The following is a 24679-nucleotide window of genomic DNA, read 5'->3' on the forward strand; positions in this document are numbered from 1 at the left end:
ACTCGAAGAGACGATTGTATTCGGTAAGTTTTCTTAGATTTTGGCTTCTTGCGAGGTGGTGGGCTCTTCCCCGCAAGCGGAGTGGCCCAGCGTTGCGCAAGCAACAACTAGAACAATACACGGATGCCCGCCTCCAATGCAAATTGGAGGCGGGCATCCCCACCGCGAGAATCTAGCCTGCCAGCTCCACCATTGCCAGTGTCCGCTTGCCGCGGCGCATCAACAAGTACTTGCCATGCAATGCATCGGCAACACCCAAAACAGTGTCGGGGTCGGTGATCTTTACGTTGTTTACGTAGGCGCCGCCCTCCCCCACCGTGCGGCGGGCAGCCGAATTGCTGTTGGACAATCCCGCGGCAACCAACAGTTCAACAATGGTCATGCCCGCGGCCGGCGCCGACGAGCGGGGCAGTTCACGCGTGGCCGACGCCAGGGTGTCCTCGTCAAGTGCAGCAACGTCGCCCTGGCCAAAGAGCGCAGCCGAGGCTGCGATGACCTTCAACGTGGAGTCCACACCGTGAACCAGTGAGGTCACCTGGAAGGCAAGGGTGCGCTGGCCTTCGCGGGCCTGCGGTTTCGAGGCCACTGCATCGGCAATTATCGCAATTTCCGCACGTGACAGGAAGGTGAAGACCTTCAGGCGGTCGACCACATCGGCATCTGAAGTGTTGAGCCAGAACTGGTACATGTCTAACGGGCTGCACATGGCGGCGTCTAGCCAGATGGCATTGCCCTCGCTCTTGCCGAATTTGGTGCCATCGGAGTTGGTGATCAATGGCGTCCCCAGTGCGTGGACGGAGGCCCCCTCAACCTTGCGGATCAGGTCGGTGCCGCTTGTCAGGTTGCCCCACTGGTCGGAACCGCCCTGCTGCAGCACACAACCGTATTGACGGTACAGCTCCAGGTAGTCCATGCCCTGCAGAATCTGGTAGCTGAATTCGGCGTAGCTGATGCCCTCATCGGAATTGAGGCGCGAGGCAACAATGTCCTTCTTGATCATGGTGCCGACACGGAAGTACTTGCCAACGTCACGCAGGAAATCGAGCACCGACATGGGCTCGGTCCAGTCAAGATTGTTGACCATGCGTGCCGCATTGTCGCCTTCGAAGGAGAGGAAGCGCTGGACCTGTCCCTGCAGGAAGCCAACCCACTCGGTTACCGTCTCCTTGGTGTTCATGGTGCGCTCCGCCGTCGGACGCGGGTCCCCCACCAAACCGGTGGAGCCGCCCACCAGGCCCAGCGGCTTGTGGCCGGCCAGCTGCATGCGTCGCATCGTCAGCAGCTGGACAAGGTTGCCAAGGTGCAGGCTGGGCGCTGTGGGGTCGAACCCGCAATAGTATGTGATCGGCTCGCCAGCGAGGAGCTCCTCAAGAGCTGCCTCGTCTGTGGAGACCTGGACCAGGCCTCGCCACTTGAGCTCCTGCCAAACATTGGCGAAGCTGGGATCGTTCTCGGGGGCGCGGAGTTCAGTTTGCAAAGACACGCTTCAAAATTACCAGCACGACGGCGTTTCTTTCGACTCCAGCCCCGTTATGTCCCGCTGTGGCCGCGAAGGTGACGACAGCGGGACGGCTTGTTTCCGTGCTTACGCTTCGATTCCCGCCGGCAGCGGCTCCGACGTGACCAGGCGGAGGCGCTGGGTGGGCCGGGTCATGGAGACATAAAGGTCGCCAACACGGCCGTTGGCACCGGCCAGCAAAGCTGCGGGCTCAACGATGATGACGCCGTCAAACTCGAGCCCCTTGGCCTCGTGCGGGTCAATCACCACAATGTCCTGTTCCAGTGACCCGGCCCCGTGGCCAATCCGGTTCCCATATACAGTGCGCAGGGCCGCCGCCGTGGCCTGCACCATGGCACTCGGGGCAATGACTGCCACCAGTCCCCCGCCCACGGCGGCGGTTTCCTCGGGCATGACGTCAACAACCCGCTTGATGACGTCGGCCGGAGCAACGAAGTCAACAAGGGGTTCCCACTCGCCATCGCGCACAGCCTTCGGCGCAGAAACCACCTGGCCCGCGGCATTGGCCATGCGCACGGCGGCCTCGGCGATCTGCGTCGGCGTGCGGTAGTTGACAGTCAGTTCCTCAATGTTCCAACGTTCACCGAGCAACGGTGTGAGCGCCTGCTGCCATGACATGGCGCCGGCTGCGGAACTTGTTTGGGCAATGTCGCCAACGATTGTGAAGGACTTCACGGGACAGCGGCGCACCAAGAGGCGCCACTGCATGGGTGAAAGTTCTTGGGCTTCGTCAACGACCACGTGGCCGTAGGCCCAGGACCTGTCGGTCAGGGCACGTTCGGCGCTGGTCTGTGATTCGGCCTCGACAATGTTGTAGTCGGCAAGCTGTTCGGCCGTCAGAATGCCGTCAACGCCGGAGTCCTCCAGCTGCTGGTTCATGTTGGAGATGGCCTTCTCCGCGTTGGCGAGATCACGCTTGCGCTGAGATTCTGAACTTGCCTGGGCGCGGCCGCCGGTGGCATCCAGTTCGCCCAGGAGTTCGGCTGCCTCATCCAGCAACGGCACATCCGACTCGCTCCAGGGCGCGCCGGGGCTGCGCAGCAGCAACTCGCGCTCGGTCTGGGTGAAGCCCGGCGTCACGGCAGCCAGAATCTCAGGCTTGCTGAACATGTCATCGACAAGCTGCTGGGCCGTCATGGGCATCCAACACAGGTTGAGCATGACTCGCACGTCGCGGGCTGACCGGACATCCTCGCCTAGATAGGACCTGTCGGCGTTGTTGCCGGCGCCGGCCGATTCAATGTGTTCGCGCAATTGTTCGGTGAGTTCGCGCAGCAGGGTCTTCACGAACGTGACCCGCGCTTCGTTGTGTGGCAGGCCGGTGGCCCGTGCCTTGTCCCTGGCTCGGCGCACCTGGCGGACCGTGAGGATCAAACGGGTGCCTTCGACGTCGAGCCTGACATCCTCCCGAGGCGTGCGCTGGCGGTTCGCCACGGCGTTGGCCACGACCTGGGCCATGGCGATGCGGCCCTTCAATTCCGCCGTCTCAGCAGATTCCGTCGCAGTGCCCTGCACGCCCGGGAAAAGGTTTCCCACGCTGGCCATGACGACGCCAGTTTCGCCCAAGGAGGGCAGCACCCGCTCAATGTACTTCATGAACGCATTCGACGGGCCCACCAGCAGCACGCCGGCCGATTGCAGCCTGTCGCGGTGGGTGTAAAGCAGGTAGGCGGCGCGGTGCAGCGCCACTGCGGTTTTTCCGGTGCCCGGCCCGCCCTGCACCACCAGCGCCCCACTGAGGGGAGAGCGGATGATCCTGTCCTGCTCGGCCTGGATGGTGCCGACGATGTCGTTCATGCGGCCCGTGCGCTTGGAGTTCAGTGCGGCCAGCAGCGCACCTTCGCCCTGCAGGTGTTCGCCTTCCACAAGCATGGTGTGGTCAAGGACATCGTCCTCAATGGCCTTGACGTTGCGCCCGTGCAGCAGCAGGTGGCGACGGCGGCGAACGCTCATGCGCTCGAAGGCTGTCGCCTGATAGAAGGTCCCTGCCTCCGGGGCACGCCAGTCAACCATCAACTGGCGCAGGTCCTCCGCGGAAAGACCGATGCGGCCAATGTAGCGGACCTGCCCGTCGTCCAGGTCCAGCCGGCCAAACACGAGCTTGTCATCCACGGCGTTCAGCTGCGCCAGGCGGTTCTCATACAGCGTGGCAAAGGCGTCCCGCTCGGAGCGGTTCTGGTGTGTGCCCATGGACTTGGTGCGGCGCACTTCACCCAGTTGCTCCACCTTTTCCGCGCGAAGTTCATCCAGGCGTGAATATAGACCGTCAACATAGCTGCGTTCTTGGGCCAACTCGTCGTCATACATGCAAGGCTCCTGATACGTAAGGCATACCGCCAAAAGGCGGACCGTCTATTCTATCCCTCTATCTGCACGGGCGCTGGCACATGTGAGCTCAGCTACACGTGGAGCAGCGAAACCACTGCATGGCCGCCCAGATTCTCACGTCCCGGCAATGCATCAATCTCCAGCACGACACCGATGCCTGCCACCACGGCACCTGTGCGTTCCAGCAGGCTCGCAGCGGCGCCGAGAGTGCCTCCGGTGGCAAGCACGTCGTCGAGAATTAACACACGCGTGCCAACTGGGACGTCGTCCTGGTGTATTTCCAGGGTGGCCTGCCCATACTCCAGTGAGTAGCTTTCGGAGTACACGGCACGTGGCAGTTTTCCAGCCTTGCGGATGGTGACCACCCCGGTCCCTGTGGCATAGGCAGCAGCCGCTGCAAGCAGGAAGCCGCGGGCTTCAACCCCGGCCACGGCATCGAACTGTCCGGCGAAGGCACCGACGATGGCGTCGACCACCTGTTTCAACGCCGGTCCGTCGGCAAAAACGGGGGTTAAATCTTTGAAAACAATACCCGGCGACGGGTAGTCTTCGACGGTGGCGCACAGCCGCTCAATGACTGCGGAAACGTGCGGATTTTCTGCGGTCGGCAGGGAGTTGGAAAATGGTGTTTCGGGCGCACTTAATCTCTCGTTCACCCTTCAACGGTACAGCGTCCCCACAGGGGCCTTTTCCCTCTCCCACAAGGGTGCTTGGATATTGCCGTGAGACACAAATTTTCCCTCCCCGGACACGGTGTCCGGCTTGTGCCGCTGCGGCGTCGCCACGCGGCAGATTTGTTCCCGCACATCGATGCGGGGATGTGGGCCGGCCTGGCTTCGGAACAGCCCACATCCAGGCGGGCCCTGGAACAGCTTTTTGCGGCGCGGATCGCCGACCCTGCCGTCATTGCCTTCGCGGTGATCGATGAGGACACCGGCACCGTTGCGGGGACCACCAGCCTGTACGACTATGTGCCGGAGCAGTCACGGGCTGAGCTGGGCATGACGTTCTTGCGCCGCGATTACTGGGGCCGCAACGTCAATGCCGCATCGAAGCTTGTGCTGCTGACTTTTGCCTTCGAGGAGCTGTCGGTCTGCAGGGTGACGTTGCGCTGCGACGTGCGCAACGTTCGCAGTGCCGCGGCGATTGAGAAACTGGGTGCCACCCTGGAGGGCGTTTTGCGCAGCTACCGCCACGGCCATCAGGGATCGCGGGTCGACAGCTGCGTGTATTCGCTGCTGGACCATGAGTGGCCGGCGACGCGATCGGGGCTGGTCCGGCGGCTGACACCCGCGGACCTGCTGCCGGAGGTTGTCGGCGCTATTGGCCGCTCGGAGCAGCCGGTGCGGTCCGACGCGGGCCGCGCACCACTCCCGGCTTGAATTTGGAGACGGTGGGGTCACCGGCGATCCAAAACCGCCACGGGTACTCCGCAGTGCCGCCGGGCCCGCTGATGCCAACGCGTGGACCCACCATGACAGCCTGGGCCGGCGTCTCCGGCAACGTTACTGTCACTTCCCCGCCGAGCGCCGCCACACCATTGTGCGTGAGGTTGAATCCCATTGCCTTGGTCAGCCTCGCCGGTCCCTGCGCCAGCTCAAGGTCGCGTTTGGCCGTGGGGCGGCGTGCGCGCGCCAAGTCCAGCCCTTCCACCACTTCGCCTGCCCGCATCAGGCATCCGGAGGACTCCCCCGCCGGGCGGCAGACCAGATTTGCGCAAAAATGCATGCCATAGGTGAAATACACATAAAGGTGCCCGGGCGGGCCAAACATCACTGCGTTGCGGTTGGTCTTGCCCCTGTAGCTGTGGGCGCCCGGGTCCGGATCGAGGGAATCTGCCGGGCCCAGATAGGCTTCCACCTCGGTCAGACGTACGACGACGGGGCCTTCCGGACTCTCATGGCGCACCAAGGCGCCCAGCAAGTGGGGCGCCACGACGGTGGCAGGATTTTGAAGTAGCTCAAGGATGTTAACTGGCTGGCCCATATTCTCAACTTAGCAGGAGCCGCCCGGCCGGGTGCGGGCTTCCTGCGGGACGTGCCGGGCGGCACTCCCACCCACGCGGTGCCGGCGGAAAGCGCCTTAGGAGGGTCCGGCGTCGTCCGCTTCAGTGTAAAACGCGGTGGTGCGCCCGGCTGCAGCCCACGCGGCTTCCGGGTCGGTGCCGTTGACGATGGCGGCATCGGCCCAGGCACGGCTGCTGGTCGCCGTGAACGGGTTCATCACCTCGGGCGGCAACGGGTTGGCGGGGCCGGTGGGCAGTCCGCGCAGAAAATCGTCCAAGCCCACCAGCGCCTGGTCCCAGCCGACGCCAACTGCGCCCGGCCCGTACGTTTCCATCATGCCGGTGCCGGCCGGGACCGTGTGGTCGAGCTCGAAGAGGGTGTGGTCAGTGTTGGTGGCGGTGAGCCGGATTTCCAGCTCGGAATGCGGCTCCTGGCCAAAGATCCACGACACCCGGAAGGACCGTGGCGCCGTGCAGTCGAGGATCTCCCCGGACGCATTGCCTTCCAAGGCGTAGTCTCCTCCGTCGCGCAGGTCCCCCGTGACGGGCAGAAACCATCGGCTGATGCGCTCCGGCGCAGTGCAGGCAGCCCACACATCCGCGGCCGAGGCTGACAGCTCCTGCTGCAGGACTACGGCGATGGCGTCCCCATGGCCCAGCTGGGCTGTCCTGACGCTGCGTGTGACGTCGGTGAGTGCTTTCATCATGTCCCTCATGCCGCCAACCCTAGGTGTGAACCATGCCCGGGGCAAGGGGCGTGGATGAAGAGCGGATCCTGCACCCGGTGGATGGGAGGATGGAATCATGACATTTGCGTTGTCGTTCATTCCCCCGTTCGAGCCGGGCATTTTTGACTTCCTGGCCGCACGTGCCGTGGCCGGTGTTGAGGAGGCGGATTCTGCAAGCTATGCCCGCACCCTCCTTCTGCCGGGCGGGCACGGCTGGTTTCGTGTCAGCTGGGACGGCAGTGCCCTGTGGCTTGAGCAGGATTTAGAGGACCCTTCCGACGCTGTCGAACTGCTCGTAAGGGTTCGCCGGCTGTTCAACTTGGATCATGATCCGGTGCAGGCCGACACCGCTTTGAGTGCGCACCCGTTGATTGCGGGCCGGGTGGCAGCACTTCCCGGCATCAGGCTGCCAGGCTGCGTGGATCCAGCCGAAATCCTCATTCGGGCCATGGTGGGCCAGCAAATCACTGTGGCAGCTGCCCGCACCGCGCTCAACCAATTGGTGGCATCGAGTACACCCAGCCGGATGCCGCACGGGACCATGACGCACTTCTTCCCGGGCCCGGCCGAGATTGCCTCCCACGGCCGGACCATTCTGCGCGGTCCCCAACGGCGGATCGATTCCATCGTGGCCGTTGCCGCAATGCTTTCCGACGGATCCTTGCAACTCGGCCCCGGCGACACCGAGGGAACCTTGGCCGAAAAACTTCTCCCCATCGCTGGCATCGGTCCGTGGACCGTAGGGTACGTCGCCATGCGGGTTCTGGGCAGCAGCGACATCTTCCTGCCCGGGGACGCAGCTGTCCGCAACGGCTACGGTCTCCTCCGGGGCGACTCCCTTGCCGAAGCCCGCACCATCAAGGCACCCGAGTTGAGTGCCATGGGTGCACCACTGGCACCATGGCGCTCCTACCTGACCCTTCACTTGTGGCGGGTCTCCGGGGGCAAATAGCCTGGCTCGCCAATGCCGTCTTCACAAAACTGGCGGGGAACCGAACTGCTGCGGAACGAGCCGCCGCCATATAGTTTCCGTGGCTTCTTGGCTCGTGGTGCCGTGTTAGCTGGTTGGCTGGTGGCTGGGGCGCTGGCTCCGGCTGAGTTGTACGCTGCGCCGGGGCGCTTCCTGCTCGAGAGCCGGACTGGCCCTCGGGGTTGTTCACTCCGTCAGGGGCGCTTCTTGCTCCGGGTGTTGTTCATGGCCTGGGGGTTGTTGGGCCTGTCCCGGGGTTTCTGTCCATGCCGCTGCTGCCTGCGTTGCTGGCGGCTGTGTTGGCGGCTGTGTTGCGTGGTGGGTTGAGGGCCTTGGCGAGGCGCCGCTTCAACCACTTCGGGTACTGCGTGCATTGAGGTGTCTCATACAAGGGCGCCCGATACTTCCCACCCGGGGTAATCCACCCCACCCTGCCATCAGCAGTGAGCTGCGGTGTCCAGCCCCGCAAACGAATCTGATGCCGATACGAATCCCGATACCGCCGATACATGCCATGACGATCCTTATCATCCTTAAAATGCCGCAAGCGATGATGAACAGCACACGCCGGGCGAACGTTCTCGAGCGTGGACTTGCCCCCGTGCTCCCACGACCTCAGATGATCCATCTCCGTGAGCACCACCGGATTCATGCAATTCTGGAAATAACAGCCCCCGGCCAGGGCCTGCAACACCGCTTTCTCCGCATCCCGCAGCGTGTACCGCTCCGGACTCAACGGCAACGCCTCACCCGTCACCGGATCAGTCAACACCCGCAAGAACGTCTTCGCACCCGCCATGAGCTTCCTGGCAATCCCCAACGGCACCGGCCCAGCCCCCTCACCGACCAACTCAGCCGGTTCAGCAGTGACACCCACCAACCCCAAAAACGGGACCTTGAGCAAAATCTGCGCCCTCGGCAACGGCGGATCCACCATCACCTTCCCCTGACGCATAGCCTCCAACTGCTCCAAATACTCCTGCTGACGGTCCTCGACAATCCCGTCAACCAACCCGCCCACATAACCAGAACCATCACCAACCAACGACCCCGACACCGGCACATCCCCCGCCACATCCACCAACCCCGGCCCCGGCCCAGGGTTATCCTGGCCTTTCGGCATGCTGGTGCCACTGAGAGGAGGTTCCGGCCCCGCCCCGCCAGGCACGACGGTGCCCCTGAGAGGTTGACCCTCGTCAGGCAGAGCTGTCCCCGCCCCGGAACCAATCACCGGATTCCCGGTGCTGGCGGTCCCGGAGCCGTCGGCGACGACGTCCTCGGTAATGATGCCAGGACCCGGGGCAGGGCCCGGGGTGGGGCCCGGGGTGCGGGGCGGATTCGCCTCTTCGCACTCCCACCCCGGCGCCTCAACCAAACTCACCCCAAACGCCGACTTCTCCCCAAAAACAACACCACCACCCCCACCAAAACCCACCCCACCGCCACAACCACCAACACCGCCACTACCGCCACTACCGCGAGCCGTACCGCTGCCGGCACCCTGGCCGGTGAAACCACCACTCCTGCTGCCATGAGTGGGTGTATTGCCGAAAGAAGAACCGTTCCGGCCTGTGCCGGCACCCTGGCTGTTATAGCCACCGGTGCTGTTGCTGTTGTGGCTGCCGGCCCCTTGGCCGCCGCTGCCTGTACGGGCCGTGCCTCGGCTGTGCGGGCTGGTGGTGTTTGGGTTGGTGGTGGTGGGGTTGGTGTAGCTGTTGGCCGGGAGTTCCTGGCCCATGAGCAGAATCGCGGCAACATCAGCACGGATCTGCTCACGCGTCCGGTACTCACGGCAATCCTCCCCCGCACCCACCGCGTCAGCAGCACGCTGACGTGCCGTGGCATCATTCTTGATCGCCTCCGCGAGCCGATGGCAATGAACCATGATCGCGTTCGCCGCCAACGTCGGAATATGCAACGTCAGCCACGACATCCCATCCCGGCCCGGATCATTGCTCAACCGCCGATTCTTGAACGCCTCCTTCGTGCGCGTCTCCATCGACTCAGGGAACATCTTCTCCCGCTCCCGCCGCGCCTTCCCCGCAAACCTGACAGCAGTGGTCCCCGGCGCCAACACCAACAACCGCCCCTCAAACACCCCCACATCAGCAGCCGTGACAGTGCCGGTGTCCTCCAACGTGGCGATCTCTTGAACAATCGTGCACGCATGACGCCAGGACAACACCCCCGCCCCCAACGCCGCAAACGTCCCCGGATGCGCCAACACCTCCAACGCATGATGCGTCAACGCCACCGCCGTCCGTTCAGCAATACCCAACGACTGGGCCGCCTCAACCACGGCACTGGACTCAGCCAGCTTCGCCTGCCACGGATCCAAATCCACAGCAACCCGCTCAACCCCCACAGCCCCCATCAACTGCCCCAACAACGACGCCTTGCACGCCGCCGTCGCATCCTCCAACAGCTTCACGACCGCCAACGCCGCAACAGCACCATCATGCACACCACAAGCAACACCGTGCTGGGACACCGGCTCCGGATCAGGCACCGGAAACCCCGCCAACAACGGCAACCCCGCCAAAACAGGATTGTCAGACCCAAAGGGTTCAATAAAAGGAAGAGCACCAACCGCGGCAAGAAGTGAAACCACATCCTGTGTGGCCTCACCACCCCGGTCCCCGGGGACAATCACCGGAATACTCATACCCCAAGAATACAACCACCGTTACCGGCACGCAATAGAACCCCGAAAGAATCTTCTAAATCTTTTTCGGTGGATCCCGGCACATCCACTCAGGCACCCCGCCCCAGCAGCGCCCGCCAGCGGCATCGCCCCAGCTGCGCCGGCCTGCAAGACGACCCCAGCAGCGCCCGCCCGCGGGACGACCCGCAACACCCACGCACCCAACCCAAACACCCAGCCAAGCTGACCGGCTCCGAAACGCAAGAACCGCCGTCGCCCCTTCAAAAGGGACAACGGCGGCATCCGGCAAAGTTGCCGACCCGGCTATTTCGCGGCGAACGCCGACGGCCAGGGCAGCAGCACTGGCAGCTCCACCGAATCCGCGGCGGCTTCCGCCCGCAGGGTGCCCATGGTGGGCGTGCGGCCCGACAGCCACGCCACGATGTCAGTGAGCATCCCCTGTATGGAAACGGCGCTCTCGCCCGAGCCGACAGTCATCGGCGGCAGGCCCAGCGGCAGCAGCTTGAGCTGGATGTCCCCGGGCACCCGGGTCGCCAGAAACTCGATCAGGTACAGGCAGAATTCCTTGGACCAGGTCTCAGGCCCGCGGCCCAGCTGCAGGTCGGCCAGGTGGATGACAAGCTCGCGCCAGTACGCCAGCGCGCCATCGCGCACCACGCCGTCGCGGTAGCTGATGGGCAGGTCCCACTGGGCGTCTTCGAGCCCGTCGATGACACCCAGCGCTCGGGTGAATGCGGCCGAAATATAATCCCGGTGTTCCTGGGCCGTGTGCCCGGCATTCATCTCGATTGCCTGCGTCCGGGCGCCAGGGCCGCCGTCGTAAAACTCGATCAGCTCCCCGCGCAGTGCATACTCGATCTGCCTGGCCATGGCATTTGAAACATGCGCCATATGCGCCAAAATATGCCCGCGGGTCCAACCGGGCAGTTCGGTGGGGGCCAGGACATCGGCGTCGCTGAGGGCCCCCAACTTTGCGCTCACATTGTCTGCTGCAGCCTTGAGTCGGTCCACCAGCTGGGCGTTTGAAATATCAGTCATGCCCCCAGCCTAACGGTCGAGGGGCCCGCGTCGAGCTTGCGAGGCGTGGGAGACCGTTCGGCGCTAACGGTCGAGGGGCCCGCTTGGGACCATAGCTGCGAGGCGTGGGAGCGGCCAGGGAGCGTGGGAGACCGTTCGGCGCTGGAACAGGAGATGCCCGCATCCACCAGGGATGCGGGCATCTCCAGGACTTTCCCCGGGGATCTGCGCGGGACGTCCGACGTCGGTCAGGCCAGGAAGGCGCGAACCTCGTCCAGCTGCCCCTCAAGGGCCGCCAACTGCGCCAGGACTGCGGACGGCGCCGTGCCGCCCTGCGAGTTGCGGCTGTTCAGCGAGCCGTCGGTGCTCAGGACTGTGCGGACCTCGGGGGTCAGGTGCGCCGAAATGCCGGCGTACTCCTCATCCGTCAGGTCCCACAGCTCAACGCCGCGAGACTCGGCAATCTTGACGGCTGCGCCCGAAAGTTCGTGCGCGTCACGGAACGGCACGCCCTGGCGGACAAGCCATTCGGCGATGTCGGTTGCCAGTGCGAAGCCCTGCGGTGCGAGAGCTTCCATCCGTTCGGTGTTGAACACCAGCGTGGCCATCATGCCGGAGACTGCGGGCAGCAGCAGTTCAAGGGTGTCCGCCGCGTCGAAGACGGGCTCCTTGTCCTCCTGCAGGTCCCTGTTGTAGGCCAACGGCAGGCCCTTCAGCGTTGCCAACAGCCCGGTCAGGTCGCCAATCAGGCGCCCGGCCTTGCCGCGGGCAAGCTCGGCCACATCGGGATTCTTCTTCTGCGGCATGATCGAGGAGCCCGTGGAGTAGGAATCATGCAGCTTCACGAAGGAGAACTCCTTCGTGGCCCACAGGATGACTTCCTCGGAGATCCTTGACAGGTCCACGCCAATCATGGCGCAAACCCAGGAAAACTCCGCGAAAACGTCGCGTGATGCCGTGCCGTCAATCGAGTTCCAGGTAGCCGAGTCAAAGCCAAGATCGGCGGCGACGGCATTCGGGTCCAGACCCAGTGAAGAACCAGCCAGGGCGCCCGAGCCGTACGGCGAAACAGCCGCACGCTTGTCCCAGTCAACAAGGCGCTGCACGTCGCGCAACAGCGCCCAGGCATGCGCCAGCAGATGGTGGCTGAGCAGCACCGGCTGGGCATGCTGGAGGTGTGTGCGACCGGGCATGGCCACACCGTGGTGTGCCTTGGCCTGGTCCACCAATGCGTCAATCACTGACACGACACCAGCCGCCACGATTCGTGCGTGGTCCCGCAGATACATCCGCCCCAACGTGGCAATCTGGTCGTTGCGGGAACGCCCTGCCCGGAGTTTTCCGCCCAGGATGGTTCCCGCGCGCGTCAGTAGCCCGCGCTCAAGTGAACCGTGCACATCCTCGTCGTAAACTGCGGGCCGGTAGGCGCCAGACTTCACATCGGCTTCAAGCTCCCCCAGGGCCTCGAGCATGTCTGCCAGCTCGACGTCGTCCAGCAATCCCGCGGTTCGCAGGACTCGGGCATGCGCCTTTGAACCGGCAATGTCGTACAGGGCCAAACGCCAGTCAAAGTGGGTTGACTTGCTCAGTGCCGCCAGCGCGTCGGCGGGGCCGCCCTGAAAACGGCCGCCCCACAGCGCACCCTCGTTAGTACCGTGCGCCATGGTTACAGGCCCAGGACGCGCTGGTCGCGCTGCGAAGCAACCTTTGAGGACATGCCCCACAGCTCGATGAAGCCCTTGGCCTGCGACTGGTCGAAGGTGTCGCCGGTGTCGTACGTCGCCAGGTCGAAGTCGTACAGGGACGTCTCGGAGCGGCGGCCGTTGACGATCGCCTGGCCACCATGCAGGGTCAGGCGGATGTCACCGTTGACGTGCTGCTGGGTGTCCTCGATGAACGCGTCCAGTGAACGCTTCAGCGGTGAGAACCACTGGCCGTCGTAGACCAGCTCGGCCCAGCGCTGGCCGACTGTTGCCTTGAAACGTGCCTGCTCGCGCTCGATGGTGATGTCCTCGAGGTGCTTGTGCGCCGTCATCAGCACCATTGCACCCGGTGCCTCGTAGATTTCGCGGCTCTTGATGCCAACGAGACGATCCTCGACGACGTCGATGCGTCCCACGCCCTGGGCGCCGCCGCGGCGGTTCAGTTCCTGGATTGCCTGCAGCGGGGTGACCTTGACGCCGTCAATGGCGACGGGGATGCCCTTGCTGAAGGAGATGACGACCTCGTCCGGTGCCGGCGGGAATTCCGGGGTGGCCGTGTAGTCGTAGATGTCCTTGGTGGGAGCATTCCAGATGTCTTCGAGGTAGCCGGTTTCAACGGCGCGGCCCCAGACGTTCTGGTCGATGGAGTACGGGTTCTTCTTGGTGGTTTCGATCGGCAGGCCCTTGGCCTCGGCGAAGGCGATGGCCTTGTCGCGGGTCAGTGCCAAGTCTCGGACCGGTGCGATGCACTTCAGGTCCGGGCCGAGCGTCTGGATGCCGACTTCAAAACGAACCTGGTCGTTGCCCTTGCCGGTGCAGCCGTGGGCAACCGTGGTGGCGCCAAATTCGCGGGCAGCCTTCACCAGGTGCTTGACGATCACGGGGCGGGAGATGGCCGAAACCAGCGGGTAGTGACCCTGGTACAGCGCATTGGCCTTCAGCGTGGGCATGGCGTATTCGTTGGCGAATTCGTCACGCGCATCGGCAACATAAGCCTCGACGGCGCCACAAGCAAGGGCGCGCTGACGGATGTCCTCCAGGGACTCCCCACCCTGTCCCACGTCAACAGCCACTGCAATAACTTCTGCACCGGTGGCTTCGCCGATCCAGCCAATGGCAACGGAGGTGTCGAGGCCACCGGAGTAGGCCAATACAATGCGATCAGTCACGTTCTGTCTCCCTAATGTTGAAAACCCGTCAGGTACCAAGGACCGTCGGAGTGTGTTTTCACGTTACTTCAAAGCATAATGCATGATTATGCAATCTGACTAAAATCTATTCAACCTGCCGCCGGCAGTTCCACCAGCCTAAAGCCGAATCAGGCTCCGGAGCTTGATTCAGCAGCAAATTGAAGGAACCTGTCCGCCACTGCATCCCCGCCCAGCGCGTCCCGGCTGATGACCATGACGGTGTCATCCCCGGCAATGGTGCCAAGAATGGACGGCATGACCGAATGGTCAATCGCCAGGGCCAGGAAGTTGGCAGCACCCGGAGGGGTTCGCAGCACGGCGATGTTGGCCGATCCCTCGGCCGTGACCAGGAGCTCCCCGCACAACCGGATCAGGCGTGTGTCAAGGAGTTCCTGGGACGAGGCGGCGTGCACGCTGCGGTCCCCGCCTTCGCGCGGCAGGGCATAAATCAGCCCGCCCTCCTTGCCCCGGACGCGCACGGCCCGCAATTCCACCAGGTCACGGGAGAGCGTCGCCTGCCCCACCACCAGGCCATCATCGGCCAGCAAAGCGGCCAGCTCGGCCTGGGAGCGCACAGCACGGCTGTTCAGCAGGGCCTGCACACGGGCCTGCCGTGCCGTTTTGGTGGCCGGCATTCCCGCCGGAATGGAGGGCTTGGCCATGGCTAGGCTCCGGCCCGTCGGCCCGAGGCTGAGTCGGCGCCCGTGCCGGTGGCGCCAGCGGTGCCTGTGGCGGAGGCCGTGCCCGTGCCGGTGGCGCCAGCGGTGCCTGTGGCGGAGGCCGTGCCCGTGGCGCCAGCAGCGGAAGCCGCGGCAGCACCGGCGTCGGACGTCTCAGTGGACTTCTCCACGAGCCAGACCATGAGGGCCTTCTGGGCGTGGAGGCGGTTCTCGGCCTCGTCCCAGACCACTGACTGCGGACCGTCGATCACGGAGGCGGAGATTTCATAGCCGCGGTAGGCGGGCAGGCAGTGCAGCACAATGGCGTCCGGGGCGGCCTGGGCGAGGGCGGCGTCGTCGAGCGCGTACTCGGTGAAGAGCTCCAGGCGCTGCGCCTTTTCCTCTTCCTGGCCCATCGACACCCATGTGTCGGTGACGAGGACGTCGGCCCCGGCAACGGCCTCGGCAACATCGGTGGTGATGAGGACGGAGCCGCCCGTCTGCGCGGCACGCTCCTGCGCGGCCTGCACGACGGCGTCTGCCGGCAGATGCCCGGCGGGCCCGGTGATGCGCACGTGCATGCCGGCCGTGACGCCGGCGAGCAGGTAGGAGTTCGCCATGTTGTTGGCCGAATCCCCCATGTAGGTCATGGTCAGCCCGGCCAGTTCACCCTTGTGCTCCTTGATGGTGAGGAGGTCCGCGAGCAGCTGGCAGGGGTGGTAGTCGTCGGAGAGCGCGTTGATGACGGGCACCTTGGAGTTGGCGGCCATCTCCTCGAGTCCGGCCTGGCTGTAGGTGCGCCATACGATCGTGGAGACCATGCGCTCGAGCACCTTGGCGGTGTCGGCCACGGATTCCTTGTGGCCGATCTGGGCCTCGCCCGGGTTGATGATCAGCGGGTTGCCGCCCAGGGCCGCGACGCCGGCGGCAAAGGACACGCGGGTGCGGGTGGAGGTCTTGTCAAAGATGACTGCGACAGTCTGGGAACCCGAGCCGTCGCCGGCAAACGTGTTCTTGGAGTACGGCGCCTTTTTCAGCGCGGCGGCAAGGTCCAGGACCTCCGCCTGCTCGGCCGGGCTGAGGTCGGTGTCTACGAGAAAGTGGCGTGTCATCTAAGAACTCTTTTCCAACTGGTGGGCGGCCGTGGCCGTGGCGATCAAGGCGGGCAATGCGGAAAGGAAGGACCGGGCCTGTTCGGGCGTCAGGTTCAGCGGCGGTGCGAGGCGGACGGTGTTGGGGCGCGGCGCGTTGACGATGAAGCCCGCTTCCAGCGCGGCGCTGACAACTCCGGCCGCGATGTCTTCGGTGAGATCAAAACCGATCAGGAGGCCGAAAGCTCGAACGTCGGTGACGCCGTCGACCTTGGCCAGGCCCTCGGCAAAGATGGTGCTGACGGCTTTGACGTTGGCCAGCACATGCTGGGATTCCAGAACGTGAAGTGTGGCCAGTGCCGCGGCCGTGGCGACGGGGTTGCCGCCGAAGGTGGTGCCGTGTTGGCCGGCGCTGAGCAGCAGGGACGGCCCCTCGCCAAAGGTGATGATGGCCCCGATCGGGAAGCCGCCGCCGAGGCCCTTGGCCAGGGTCATGGCGTCGGGCGTGATGCCGGCCTCGATCCCGGCGAACCAGCTGCCGGTGCGGCCGATGCCTGTTTGCACCTCGTCCACGATCAGAAGGGCACCGTGTTCGCGGGTCAGCTCCCGGGCGGCCGCAAGATATTCGGCGGAGAGCGGGCGCACGCCGGCCTCGCCCTGGATGGGCTCGATGACCAACGCGGCGACGGAGCTGTCCATGGCTGCGCGGAGGGCGTCAACGTCATTGAACGCGATGTGCCGCACGCCGGCAGGCATGGGCTCGAACGGTTCGCGGTAGGCGGCCTTGGCCGTCATGGCCAGCGCGCCCATGGTGCGGCCGTGGAAGCCGCCTTCCAGGGCCAGGATGGTGGGGCGTTCCTTGCCGCCGTGGGCACGGGCCAGCTTGAAGGCCGCCTCGTTGGCCTCGGTGCCGGAGTTGGCGAAGAACACCTTGGAGCCCGCGGGAGCCTCGGCCAGTTCCAGCAGCTTTTCGGCCAGGGCAATCTGTGTGGGACTGGTGAAGAAGTTGGAGACGTGGCCCAGGGTGGAGAGCTGGCTCGCGATCACCGAGGTGACGAACGGGTGGGCGTGGCCCAGTGCGTTCACGGCGATGCCGCCGAGCAGGTCCAAGTATTCCTTGCCGTCGGCGTCCCAGACCAGGGCGCCGGCGCCGCGGACCAGGACGCGCTGCGGGCTGCCAAAGACGCCCATGAGGGAATCCTTGTAGCGGGCCAGCCACTGGGCGCTGGTGCCCGTTCCGGTGACAGCTGCAGCATTGGCATTGGTCAGGTCTGCAGGCGACAGGTCCGTTTTGGGCTGCTCTGCCGGTTCGTTGTGTTCAGTCATTACTTCTCATCCTCATCCGGGAAAATTTGGGTTCCGTTGCCTTCAAAAGTCATCAGTTCCAGCAGCACCGAATGGGCACTGCGCCCGTCGACCACGGCGGCACGGGCCACGCCGCCGTCGACCGCGGCCAGGCAGGCACCCATCTTGGGGATCATGCCCGATTCCAGCTCCGGCAGCATGGCGCGCAGGGCCCCGGCGCCGATTTCGCTCAGCAGCGAGGACTTGTCCGGCCAGTTCGCGTAGAGGCCCTCGACGTCGGTCAGGATCACCAGCCGCGAAGCCGCCAGCGCGACGGCCAGTGCCGCCGCCGCGGTGTCGGCGTTGACGTTCAGCACGGTTGAGGCGTCCCCGACCTCGGGGGCGACGGTGGAGATCACGGGGATCCGGCCGGCCTCCAACAGGTCGAGAATGGCGCCGGGGTTCACGCCGACCACCTCACCAACCAGGCCCAGGTCCACGGGCAGGCCGTCAACCACTGTGCCGGTGCGTTCGGCCTGCAGCAGGGCGCCGTCCTCGCCGGAAAGTCCGACGGCGTAAGGGCCGTGTTCGTTGATCAAGCCCACGAGCTCGCGGCCAACCTGACCGGTCAGCACCATCCTGACCACGTCCATGGCCTCCGGCGTGGTGACGCGCAGCCCGCCCTTGAACTCGCTTTTGATGTCCAGCCGCTTGAGCATGGCGTTGATCTGCGGCCCGCCACCGTGCACCACCACCGGCTTGATCCCCACATGGTGCATAAACACAATGTCCTCGGCGAAGGCACGGCGCAGCTCATCGTTGATCATGGCGTTGCCACCATACTTGACCACCACCACGGTGCCGGCAAACTGCTGAATCCACGGCAGCGCCTCAATCAGCGTGCCGGCCTTGTCCTGGGCGGTTTCCACCGAAGTCATCATGTTTTCCTTAGTCCTGTTAAGTTGCACTGCTGCGCTTCCAACTCCCGCAACCGATGGGCCCGGCCATCGCAGCCGGCGGAGGAGCCGGGGTTTCCGTAGGCCGCGTAAAGGAGACGCCCAAGGCCGCTAGCGGCCGACGCGTCGGATAGCGGCCGAGGGAATCCCGGTCCGCAGCCGCACGCAACCCCGTCGGCCCGGGGGGTGTTACGAGGAGTAGGCGCTGTTTTCTTCGACGTAGGCGTGCGTCAGGTCGTTCGTCCAGATCGTTGCTGTGGCAAGGCCCGCGTTGAGGTCGATCTCGACGCTGACTTCACGCGGTGCCAGGTCAACCAGGTCGCGGGAGTCGCCGATGCAGCCATTGCGGCAGATCTGGACGCCGTTGATGCTGACGTTGATCTTGTCGGGGTCGAAGACGGCGTCGGTGGTGCCCACGGCGGCAAGGACGCGGCCCCAGTTGGGGTCGTTGCCGAAGATGGCGGCCTTGAACAGGTTTGACCGGGCCACTGAGCGGGAGACGATTTCGGCGTCACGTTCGCTGTCCGCATGCTTGGTGGTGATGGCGATGTCGTGGCTGGCTCCTTCGGCGTCGGCAATCAGGGCCCTGGCCAGGGCCGCGCAGACCTGGGTGAGCCCCTCGGTGAATTCCTCCATGTCGGGGAACGCCGTTGAGGCTCCCGAGGACATGAGCAGCACCGTGTCGTTGGTCGACATGCAGCCGTCGGAGTCCGCCCGGTTGAAGGTGACGCGCACGGCGTCCTGCAGTGCTGAATCGAGCCCCTCCACCTCAACTCCTGCGTCGGTGGTGATGACGACCAGCATGGTGGCCAGGCCGGGGGCCAGCATGCCCGCACCCTTGGCCATGCCGCCAATCGTGTAGCTGAGGCCGTCCGCGTTTACCGGCGAGGTCCAGAGCGCCTCCTTGGAGACACTGTCGGTGGTCATGATCGCGGTGGCGGCGGCAGCTCCGCCGTCGTCTGTCAGGGCACTGGCAGCAGCTTCAACGCCGGGCAGGATCTTGTCCATGGGCAGTTGCTCGCCGATCAGGCCCGTGGAGCACACGGCAACGTCGGTGGCGGAAATGCCCAGGACGGCGGCGACCTCCTCGGCAGTGGCGTGTGTGTTTTGGAAGCCTTCCGGACCGGTGCAGGCATTGGCACCGCCGGAATTAAGCACGACGGCGTCGACGCGGCCATCGCTGAGCACCTGCCGCGACCAGTGGATGGGCGCCGCTGCCACGCGGTTGGAGGTGAAGACTGCGGCGGCATTTCGCTGCGGACCATCGTTGACAACGAGGGCCAGGTCGGGGTTGCCTGAGGTTTTCAGTCCGGCCGTTACGCCGGAGGCCCGGAAGCCCAGTGGTGTGGTCACGCTCATGGTGCTACTCCTTGGAAGGTCAGGCCTGTGGTTTCGGGCAGGCCAAGTGCGATGTTCATTGACTGTACCGCCCCGCCCGCCGTGCCCTTGGTCAGATTGTCGATGGCGCAACAAACAATGACGCGGTTCACATGGGCGTCATAGGCGATTTGCAGGGCGGCATAGTTGGAGCCCTGCACGGATTTGGTGGCAGGCCACTGGCCTTCGGGAAGCACACGCACAAAAGGCTCCTCGGCGTAGGCGTCCTCCCAAATTTCCCGCAGCGCCGCCGCGGGGTCTGCCAGCGCGGCAAAGTCGGCCGAAACCTTGGCCGTGGCCGTGGTGAGGATGCCGCGGCTCATGGGAGCGAGCGTGGGAGTGAAGGAAACCTTCACATGCAGGCCTGAAGCATTGGACAGCCCCTGCTCTATCTCGGGTGTGTGCCGGTGTCCGCCACCCACGCCGTAGGGGCTCATGGACCCGATGACTTCGGAGCCAATGAGGTTCACCTTCGCGGCCTTGCCTGCTCCGGAGGTGCCAGACGCGGCAACGATGACGACGTCGTCGGGCAGCAGGGCGTTGGCGGCGAAGCCCGGCATCAGGGCCAGCAGGGAGCTTGTGGGGTAGCAGCCGGGGACGGCAATGCGTTTGGAGCCGTGGATCTTTTCGCGGTGGCCCGGCAGTTCGGGCAGGCCGTATGGCCACGTGCCCGCGTGCTCGGAGCCATAGAACTTTTCCCAGGCGGCGGCATCTTCCAGGCGGTGGTCGGCACCGGCGTCGATCACCAGCGTTTCGGCCGGCAGCTGCGCGGCGATGGCGGCGGAGGCCCCGTGCGGAAGTGCCAGGAAGACGACGTCGTGCCCGGACAGGTTTTCCACTGTGGTCTCAACCAGGACCCGGTCGGCCAGGGCGTGCAGATTGGGCGCCAAGGAACCCAGCAGGGCACCTGCGTTGCTGTGGGCTGTGATGGCACCAATGGTCACGTCGGGGTGGCTGGCCAGCAGGCGCAGCACTTCTCCCCCGGCATATCCGCTGGCACCGGAGACGGCTACTGAAATTGTCATAATTTGACTATACAGCAGAACTATTCATAGCCGCCGATATTTATCCACATTGTCGGCATTAATGTGGATTGGACGTTCTATGATGATCATGTGGGGCCTGCCCCGCCGAACGCATCAGCCACAGATTTGGAGTTCATCATGACCGAGTTCTGCAACGCCATCGTCGCGACTGCCCCGGGCGGACCCGACGTTTTGAAACTGGCGCAGGTTCCCGTGCCCGTTCCCGGCCCCGGAGAACTGTTGGTCAAAATTGCCGCCGTGGGCGTGAACTTCATTGAAAGCTACCAGCGCGACGGCACCTACACAGTGCCATTCCCCTTCACCCCCGGATCCGAGGCCGCAGGAAAAGTTGTGGCCGTTGGCCCGGGCGTGACGTCCTTTGCGGTGGGTGACCGCGTCGCCACGGCCGAAGGAACCCGCTGCTATGCCGAGTATGCAATTTTTCCGGCCGAGAAGGCCCTGCCGGTGCCCTCCAGCGTTCCGCTCGACGTGGCCGCGGCGCTCCCCCTGCAGGGCATGACGGCGCACTATCTGATGAACTCCGCCTACCATGTTGAGCCCGGACAGACGGTCCTGGTGCACGCCGGGGCGGGCGGCGTGGGCCTGCTGCTGACGCAGATGCTGAAGGAACGCGCGGCCCGCGTCATCACCACCGTCTCCACCGAGGAAAAGGAGGAGCTCTCCCGCGTTGCCGGCGCCGACGAGGTCCTGCGCTACGGAAACTTTGCCGAGCAGGTCCGCGAGCTCACCGACGGCGAGGGCGTGGATGTGGCGTACGACGGCGTCGGCAAGGACACGTTCGACGGCTCACTGGCGTCGCTGCGCACCAGAGGCACGCTGGTACTCTTTGGCGGCGCCTCCGGCCAGGTGCCGCCGCTTGACCTGCAGCGGCTGAACAGCGGCGGCTCCCTGTTCGTCACCCGGCCCACGCTGGGCCACTATCTGCTCAATGCCAAGGAACGCCTCTGGCGGTCAACCGAGGTGTTCAACGCCGCCGCCGCCGGCAAGCTGACTGCCCGGATCGGGTCCAGATTCCCACTGGCCGACGCAGGCGCGGCCCACACGGCACTGCAGGGCAGGGTCACCACGGGCAAGGTCATCCTGGAGCCCTAGCCGCATGGCAAGGCCACGCTGCGGGGCGGAATGAATCCCGTGCCAGCCCGAAGGCTTTTATTGCTGCCCTTGAATCTAGTGGCCCGCATTCCCAGCGGGCCATGCTGTTCATGCATCCGACATTTGAAAGATGCCTGCCGACGTTTGCACCGATACTTGGGGGTTTGCATGGAAATGGATTGGGTCGACAAATCACAGCCATCCGGGCGCCAAGCCATTCCGGTTGTGCTCGCCGTGCTGGTTGGTTTCTGTGGCATCTTTTTACCTCTCACGGCTGCCATGTACGGCCCCGCCTATATCTCCGCAATAGTTTTCGCCCTGGCGACTCCATTGGCTTTATTAGTGGTGGCCCCAAAAGGCTTGATAAAGCGGAGCCGGACCTTTCGCCGGTTATTCATCGCAATTGTGCTTTCGGCGGTATGTGCTGTCGTGACAGGCGGAATGCTGCTGTCGTTGGGCAGCCCTGAAGGGGCAGCTGGTGACATTGGCGGACTTCCCTTGTGGTTGCTTTCGACGGCAGCCTTGGTGGCCGTAACCAGTTGCGCCATCAAGGCATGCCGTACGGATCATGCTGGCCCGCCAACAACATTGCGTGGCCTCCAGCGGCTGGAACGTCGGGCACTTCACCGCTAAAACCGGAATTTCAAGCCCCTCCTGTCAACTGTGAATGTCCACTGTGAAAAATCATGTGACTCCGGGGGCGTATGGCAGCCCTGGGGTTCTTGGTGTGTCGCTTTTTGTGTTGGTTTTCGGTGAAACCCTAAGCAGATAGTCAATGGCATCGGCGTGAGCCCGTTGGACCACCACTTGAAAATCCATTCATTTGCTCCCGGACACGGTTGTGGATATTCAGGTCCACTCCAATCGATTCACATATATCGAAGTTCCTTCGGGACACCAAGTCGTGCTTCGTATTCTTTGCGTGCTTGTGCCATTTGGGCTGACCGATGCTGTAGCCTCGAGTGAAATCGCTACTGGGGGAGAAAATGAAACGTATATCACTTTCGCTCGTTGCCGCCGCTGGCATTGCGATTCTTCTACTGACTGGCTGTTCCGGGCAGGCAGGACTCGAGGTGTTTGACCGCGCCGCCACGCCCGAGGATTCGCTGCCAACAGCTGTCACGCTTCCCGACGAGGTCAACCGGGACAGCTCGCGCCTGCTCGCCACCAAGGACAGCGTGCAGTACTTCGCCGCTCAAAGCGACGATGCCAGAACGACCTGCGTGGCAATCGTTCCGTCTGACGAGGATCTTGGTTGGCATGCAGGTTGCGGGGGCACGAAGGGCAGCGGTGAAATTGTTAAGGTGTCGTCGGCGAAAGGACCGTTTTCGACGATTCTCCTGGGGGATCATTCCGACACTGGAAAGATCGAATCAGGCTGGACCCAGATCGCGGACAACGTTCTGGTCATTGATCGTTATTAAAGGCTCACATACGGCTTCATGACACACAGCAGCACATCGGCCCCCGCGTCCATGTGCGGACGGCCGGCCGGATCAACAAACTCGCGGCAGCTGCCGTAGCTTTTTCGGGGTCGTTGGCTGGCAATCGCTGCCCTGTGCATCGGACATACCGTCGCAACCCTGGACTTGGTCACCTCCCTGACTTATATGCCCACGCCGTTTCACTAGACGAGCCCAAGATTGAGGTTCCCTAGTCATTCCACAGCCGAACCGGCCGCTGGCCGCTGGCCGCTGGCCGCTGGCCGCTGGCCGCTGGCCGCTGGCCGCTGGCAAACGACACCGCCTTCCGAGGCGTCTCGACGACAATGCGGACTTGGACCTTCTGACGCCGCCACACCGTGAGGATTGCAGGGGTGAAGCTTCTTGAGGGCGAAAGACCCGCCTGTTGCCGGAGGTTCGAGCAGATGTCGTGAAGTTTCGAGATTCGCCATTCCCCTCAGCGGGTACCGACAAACTGGCCTGCCCGCAATTTCACCGTTGGGCAGGCTTGACCTCAAGTTAGCTTTATCTTGTTTCATGGTGCATACGTCTCCGAACAGTGCGCATCCGGCCGACAAATGAATCCACCCAGATCCTGTTGGCTCGAGAACCGCCTGAACCTGACGACAACCTGCAGAACCCATTTCGAAGGGAAGGCATTTCAAGCATGAAGATCCTCAACGTATCCATCACCGTCAGTGACCTCGCAAAAGCAGCCCAGTTCTACCGCGACATTCTGCTGCTGCCGGTCGAAGCGACTCCCGCTGGCACGGAGGTCGCCATTGGTTCAAGCCTGCTGACGCTGACCACCGGGGATGGTTTTGCCGGCGTCCATCATCTCGCCTTCGGAATCCTGCCGTCAGAGTTTGCCCTGGCACACGAATGGCTGGCCGGCCGTGTCTCTCTGCTCCAGGCGGACGGCTCAGAGGTCATCCTCGGTTCGGATGAGTGGAAGTCTCGTTCGTTGTATTTTTTGGGCCCCGAGGGCATCATCTTGGAGTTCATCGCCCGTGACGCTGATGCGTCCACCATTGCCAGCAAGGGCGAAAGACCTCACATGCTGTCCATAAGTGAAGTTGGCATTGGCGTGGAAGACGTACTGGACACCGCAGCCACGCTGTCCACGGAGTTGGCCATCCCCAACTTTTACGACCACTCCAGCACCTTCACCTCAATGGGCGGCAATGATGGACTCCTGATAGTTGTCGACCAGGATCGGGTCTGGTTCCCCACCGAATCATCTCAACCGGCCCGCGGGCCCCTCACAGTTCAGATCGAATCACCGGCGGGAAATTCCCGGGTGGATGTCAGCTCGGGAATCTCGATCGTCAGCGGCTAGCAATTCCGCCCCGCTGGATTGTGTCCGGTGGGGCGAGGCGGAGCTGAATGGCAGGTTCCCGGCATCGCCGCCCACGCCGTGCGGCCAACCCGTTGATGCCACGCGGCGGCATGCGCCACTGCCGGCGCACGGCGTAACTTGTTGCCAGCAATTCAACTTCCGTTCATGTTGATGGTGCATGGTAGGCCGGTGAACCCTGTCCCATTGAACAACTCCGCGGTCCAAGTCCCTGCAACACCCGAGCCGCCCGCATCGCCGGCAGCAGAAT

General features: G+C 64.0%; 21 protein-coding genes. 6 read left to right on the forward strand and 15 right to left on the reverse strand.

Annotated features, from left to right (window positions below; translation table 11 throughout):
• Positions 1 to 172 precede the first annotated feature (172 nt).
• The 3 genes from tyrS to AC1L6K_RS15560 form a co-directional block, all read right to left on the reverse strand.
• Positions 173 to 1483, reverse strand: a complete 1311-nt coding sequence (gene tyrS, locus AC1L6K_RS15550; RefSeq protein WP_480949750.1) for a tyrosine--tRNA ligase — start codon at positions 1481 to 1483, stop codon at positions 173 to 175.
• A gap of 102 nt (positions 1484 to 1585) precedes the next feature.
• Positions 1586 to 3826, reverse strand: a complete 2241-nt coding sequence (locus AC1L6K_RS15555; protein ID WP_480949751.1) for a HelD family protein — start codon at positions 3824 to 3826, stop codon at positions 1586 to 1588.
• Between the two features lie 92 nt (positions 3827 to 3918).
• Complete coding sequence (locus AC1L6K_RS15560; protein WP_480952789.1) at positions 3919 to 4458, reverse strand: adenine phosphoribosyltransferase; 540 nt, start codon at positions 4456 to 4458, stop codon at positions 3919 to 3921.
• Between the two features lie 111 nt (positions 4459 to 4569).
• Here AC1L6K_RS15560 and AC1L6K_RS15565 point away from each other — a divergent pair, with 111 nt between their 5' ends.
• On the forward strand, positions 4570 to 5229 hold the full coding sequence (locus AC1L6K_RS15565; RefSeq protein ID WP_480949752.1) for a GNAT family N-acetyltransferase: 660 nt from the start codon (positions 4570 to 4572) through the stop codon (positions 5227 to 5229).
• On the opposite strand, the gene AC1L6K_RS15570 is transcribed toward AC1L6K_RS15565, so the two are convergent.
• Both AC1L6K_RS15570 and AC1L6K_RS15575 read right to left on the reverse strand, forming a co-directional pair.
• Positions 5168 to 5833 carry a DNA-3-methyladenine glycosylase gene (locus AC1L6K_RS15570; protein WP_480949753.1) on the reverse strand — a complete coding sequence of 222 codons (666 nt, stop codon included), beginning with the start codon at positions 5831 to 5833 and terminating at the stop codon, positions 5168 to 5170. The genes AC1L6K_RS15565 and AC1L6K_RS15570 overlap by 62 nt on opposite strands.
• Positions 5834 to 5929: 96 nt before the next feature.
• On the reverse strand, positions 5930 to 6568 hold the full coding sequence (locus tag AC1L6K_RS15575) for an SRPBCC domain-containing protein (protein WP_480949754.1): 639 nt from the start codon (positions 6566 to 6568) through the stop codon (positions 5930 to 5932).
• A gap of 88 nt (positions 6569 to 6656) precedes the next feature.
• Here AC1L6K_RS15575 and AC1L6K_RS15580 point away from each other — a divergent pair, with 88 nt between their 5' ends.
• Positions 6657 to 7532, forward strand: coding sequence for a DNA-3-methyladenine glycosylase family protein (locus AC1L6K_RS15580; protein WP_480949755.1), 876 nt, complete (start codon positions 6657 to 6659; stop codon positions 7530 to 7532).
• A 241-nt stretch (positions 7533 to 7773) separates the two neighbouring features.
• Here the strand turns inward: AC1L6K_RS15580 and AC1L6K_RS15585 are convergent, their stop codons facing one another.
• The 10 genes from AC1L6K_RS15585 to argC form a co-directional block, all read right to left on the reverse strand.
• Positions 7774 to 10215 carry an HNH endonuclease signature motif containing protein gene (locus AC1L6K_RS15585; RefSeq protein WP_480949756.1) on the reverse strand — a complete coding sequence of 814 codons (2442 nt, stop codon included), beginning with the start codon at positions 10213 to 10215 and terminating at the stop codon, positions 7774 to 7776.
• A 303-nt stretch (positions 10216 to 10518) separates the two neighbouring features.
• Positions 10519 to 11253 carry a maleylpyruvate isomerase family mycothiol-dependent enzyme gene (locus AC1L6K_RS15590; RefSeq protein ID WP_480949757.1) on the reverse strand — a complete coding sequence of 245 codons (735 nt, stop codon included), beginning with the start codon at positions 11251 to 11253 and terminating at the stop codon, positions 10519 to 10521.
• Between the two features lie 227 nt (positions 11254 to 11480).
• The gene (gene argH, locus AC1L6K_RS15595) at positions 11481 to 12896 is read right to left on the reverse strand and encodes an argininosuccinate lyase (RefSeq protein WP_480949758.1); all 1416 of its coding nucleotides are present in this window, start codon (positions 12894 to 12896) and stop codon (positions 11481 to 11483) included.
• Positions 12897 to 12898: 2 nt separating this feature from the next.
• Positions 12899 to 14104: an argininosuccinate synthase gene (locus AC1L6K_RS15600; protein WP_480949759.1), complete on the reverse strand. Its 1206-nt coding sequence runs from the start codon at positions 14102 to 14104 to the stop codon at positions 12899 to 12901.
• Between the two features lie 149 nt (positions 14105 to 14253).
• Positions 14254 to 14787 (reverse strand): arginine repressor, encoded by a 534-nt coding sequence (locus AC1L6K_RS15605; RefSeq protein ID WP_480949760.1) that lies wholly within the window; start codon positions 14785 to 14787, stop codon positions 14254 to 14256.
• A gap of 2 nt (positions 14788 to 14789) precedes the next feature.
• Positions 14790 to 15896 (reverse strand): ornithine carbamoyltransferase, encoded by a 1107-nt coding sequence (argF, locus tag AC1L6K_RS15610; protein WP_480949761.1) that lies wholly within the window; start codon positions 15894 to 15896, stop codon positions 14790 to 14792.
• Entirely contained in the window at positions 15897 to 17201 is a 1305-nt protein-coding gene (locus AC1L6K_RS15615; RefSeq protein ID WP_480949762.1) for an acetylornithine transaminase, read from the reverse strand.
• Positions 17201 to 18097: an acetylglutamate kinase gene (gene argB / locus AC1L6K_RS15620; RefSeq protein ID WP_480949763.1), complete on the reverse strand. Its 897-nt coding sequence runs from the start codon at positions 18095 to 18097 to the stop codon at positions 17201 to 17203. The genes AC1L6K_RS15615 and argB overlap by 1 nt, the downstream gene beginning before the upstream one ends.
• Positions 18098 to 18304: 207 nt before the next feature.
• Complete coding sequence (gene argJ / locus AC1L6K_RS15625; protein ID WP_480949764.1) at positions 18305 to 19474, reverse strand: bifunctional glutamate N-acetyltransferase/amino-acid acetyltransferase ArgJ; 1170 nt, start codon at positions 19472 to 19474, stop codon at positions 18305 to 18307.
• The gene (gene argC / locus AC1L6K_RS15630) at positions 19471 to 20517 is read right to left on the reverse strand and encodes an N-acetyl-gamma-glutamyl-phosphate reductase (RefSeq protein ID WP_480949765.1); all 1047 of its coding nucleotides are present in this window, start codon (positions 20515 to 20517) and stop codon (positions 19471 to 19473) included. The genes argJ and argC overlap by 4 nt, the downstream gene beginning before the upstream one ends.
• A gap of 138 nt (positions 20518 to 20655) precedes the next feature.
• Here argC and AC1L6K_RS15635 point away from each other — a divergent pair, with 138 nt between their 5' ends.
• From AC1L6K_RS15635 to AC1L6K_RS15650, 4 genes are all read left to right on the forward strand, one after another.
• Complete coding sequence (locus tag AC1L6K_RS15635; RefSeq protein ID WP_480949766.1) at positions 20656 to 21630, forward strand: quinone oxidoreductase family protein; 975 nt, start codon at positions 20656 to 20658, stop codon at positions 21628 to 21630.
• Between the two features lie 168 nt (positions 21631 to 21798).
• Positions 21799 to 22263, forward strand: a complete 465-nt coding sequence (locus AC1L6K_RS15640; protein ID WP_480949767.1) for a hypothetical protein — start codon at positions 21799 to 21801, stop codon at positions 22261 to 22263.
• Between the two features lie 353 nt (positions 22264 to 22616).
• Entirely contained in the window at positions 22617 to 23054 is a 438-nt protein-coding gene (locus AC1L6K_RS15645) for a hypothetical protein (protein WP_480949768.1), read from the forward strand.
• A 685-nt stretch (positions 23055 to 23739) separates the two neighbouring features.
• Positions 23740 to 24411 carry a VOC family protein gene (locus AC1L6K_RS15650; RefSeq protein ID WP_480949769.1) on the forward strand — a complete coding sequence of 224 codons (672 nt, stop codon included), beginning with the start codon at positions 23740 to 23742 and terminating at the stop codon, positions 24409 to 24411.
• Positions 24412 to 24679: the final 268 nt, after the last annotated feature.

The sequence above is a fragment of the Specibacter sp. BI4 genome (assembly GCF_056680095.1).

Excerpts from the sequence above, each read along its gene's own strand:
- AC1L6K_RS15555 (WP_480949751.1), bottom strand. The coding sequence starts at position 3,826 with ATGTATGACGACGAGTTGGCCCAAGAACGCAGCTATGTTGACGGTCTA.
- AC1L6K_RS15570 (WP_480949753.1), bottom strand. The coding sequence starts at position 5,833 with ATGGGCCAGCCAGTTAACATCCTTGAGCTACTTCAAAATCCTGCCACC.
- AC1L6K_RS15575 (WP_480949754.1), bottom strand. The coding sequence starts at position 6,568 with ATGAGGGACATGATGAAAGCACTCACCGACGTCACACGCAGCGTCAGG.
- AC1L6K_RS15580 (WP_480949755.1), top strand. The coding sequence starts at position 6,657 with ATGACATTTGCGTTGTCGTTCATTCCCCCGTTCGAGCCGGGCATTTTT.
- AC1L6K_RS15585 (WP_480949756.1), bottom strand. The coding sequence starts at position 10,215 with ATGAGTATTCCGGTGATTGTCCCCGGGGACCGGGGTGGTGAGGCCACA.
- AC1L6K_RS15590 (WP_480949757.1), bottom strand. The coding sequence starts at position 11,253 with ATGACTGATATTTCAAACGCCCAGCTGGTGGACCGACTCAAGGCTGCA.
- argH (WP_480949758.1), bottom strand. The coding sequence starts at position 12,896 with ATGGCGCACGGTACTAACGAGGGTGCGCTGTGGGGCGGCCGTTTTCAG.
- AC1L6K_RS15605 (WP_480949760.1), bottom strand. The coding sequence starts at position 14,787 with ATGGCCAAGCCCTCCATTCCGGCGGGAATGCCGGCCACCAAAACGGCA.
- argF (WP_480949761.1), bottom strand. The coding sequence starts at position 15,896 with ATGACACGCCACTTTCTCGTAGACACCGACCTCAGCCCGGCCGAGCAG.
- AC1L6K_RS15615 (WP_480949762.1), bottom strand. The coding sequence starts at position 17,201 with ATGACTGAACACAACGAACCGGCAGAGCAGCCCAAAACGGACCTGTCG.
- argB (WP_480949763.1), bottom strand. The coding sequence starts at position 18,097 with ATGACTTCGGTGGAAACCGCCCAGGACAAGGCCGGCACGCTGATTGAG.
- argJ (WP_480949764.1), bottom strand. The coding sequence starts at position 19,474 with ATGAGCGTGACCACACCACTGGGCTTCCGGGCCTCCGGCGTAACGGCC.
- argC (WP_480949765.1), bottom strand. The coding sequence starts at position 20,517 with ATGACAATTTCAGTAGCCGTCTCCGGTGCCAGCGGATATGCCGGGGGA.
- AC1L6K_RS15635 (WP_480949766.1), top strand. The coding sequence starts at position 20,656 with ATGACCGAGTTCTGCAACGCCATCGTCGCGACTGCCCCGGGCGGACCC.
- AC1L6K_RS15640 (WP_480949767.1), top strand. The coding sequence starts at position 21,799 with ATGGAAATGGATTGGGTCGACAAATCACAGCCATCCGGGCGCCAAGCC.
- AC1L6K_RS15645 (WP_480949768.1), top strand. The coding sequence starts at position 22,617 with ATGAAACGTATATCACTTTCGCTCGTTGCCGCCGCTGGCATTGCGATT.
- AC1L6K_RS15650 (WP_480949769.1), top strand. The coding sequence starts at position 23,740 with ATGAAGATCCTCAACGTATCCATCACCGTCAGTGACCTCGCAAAAGCA.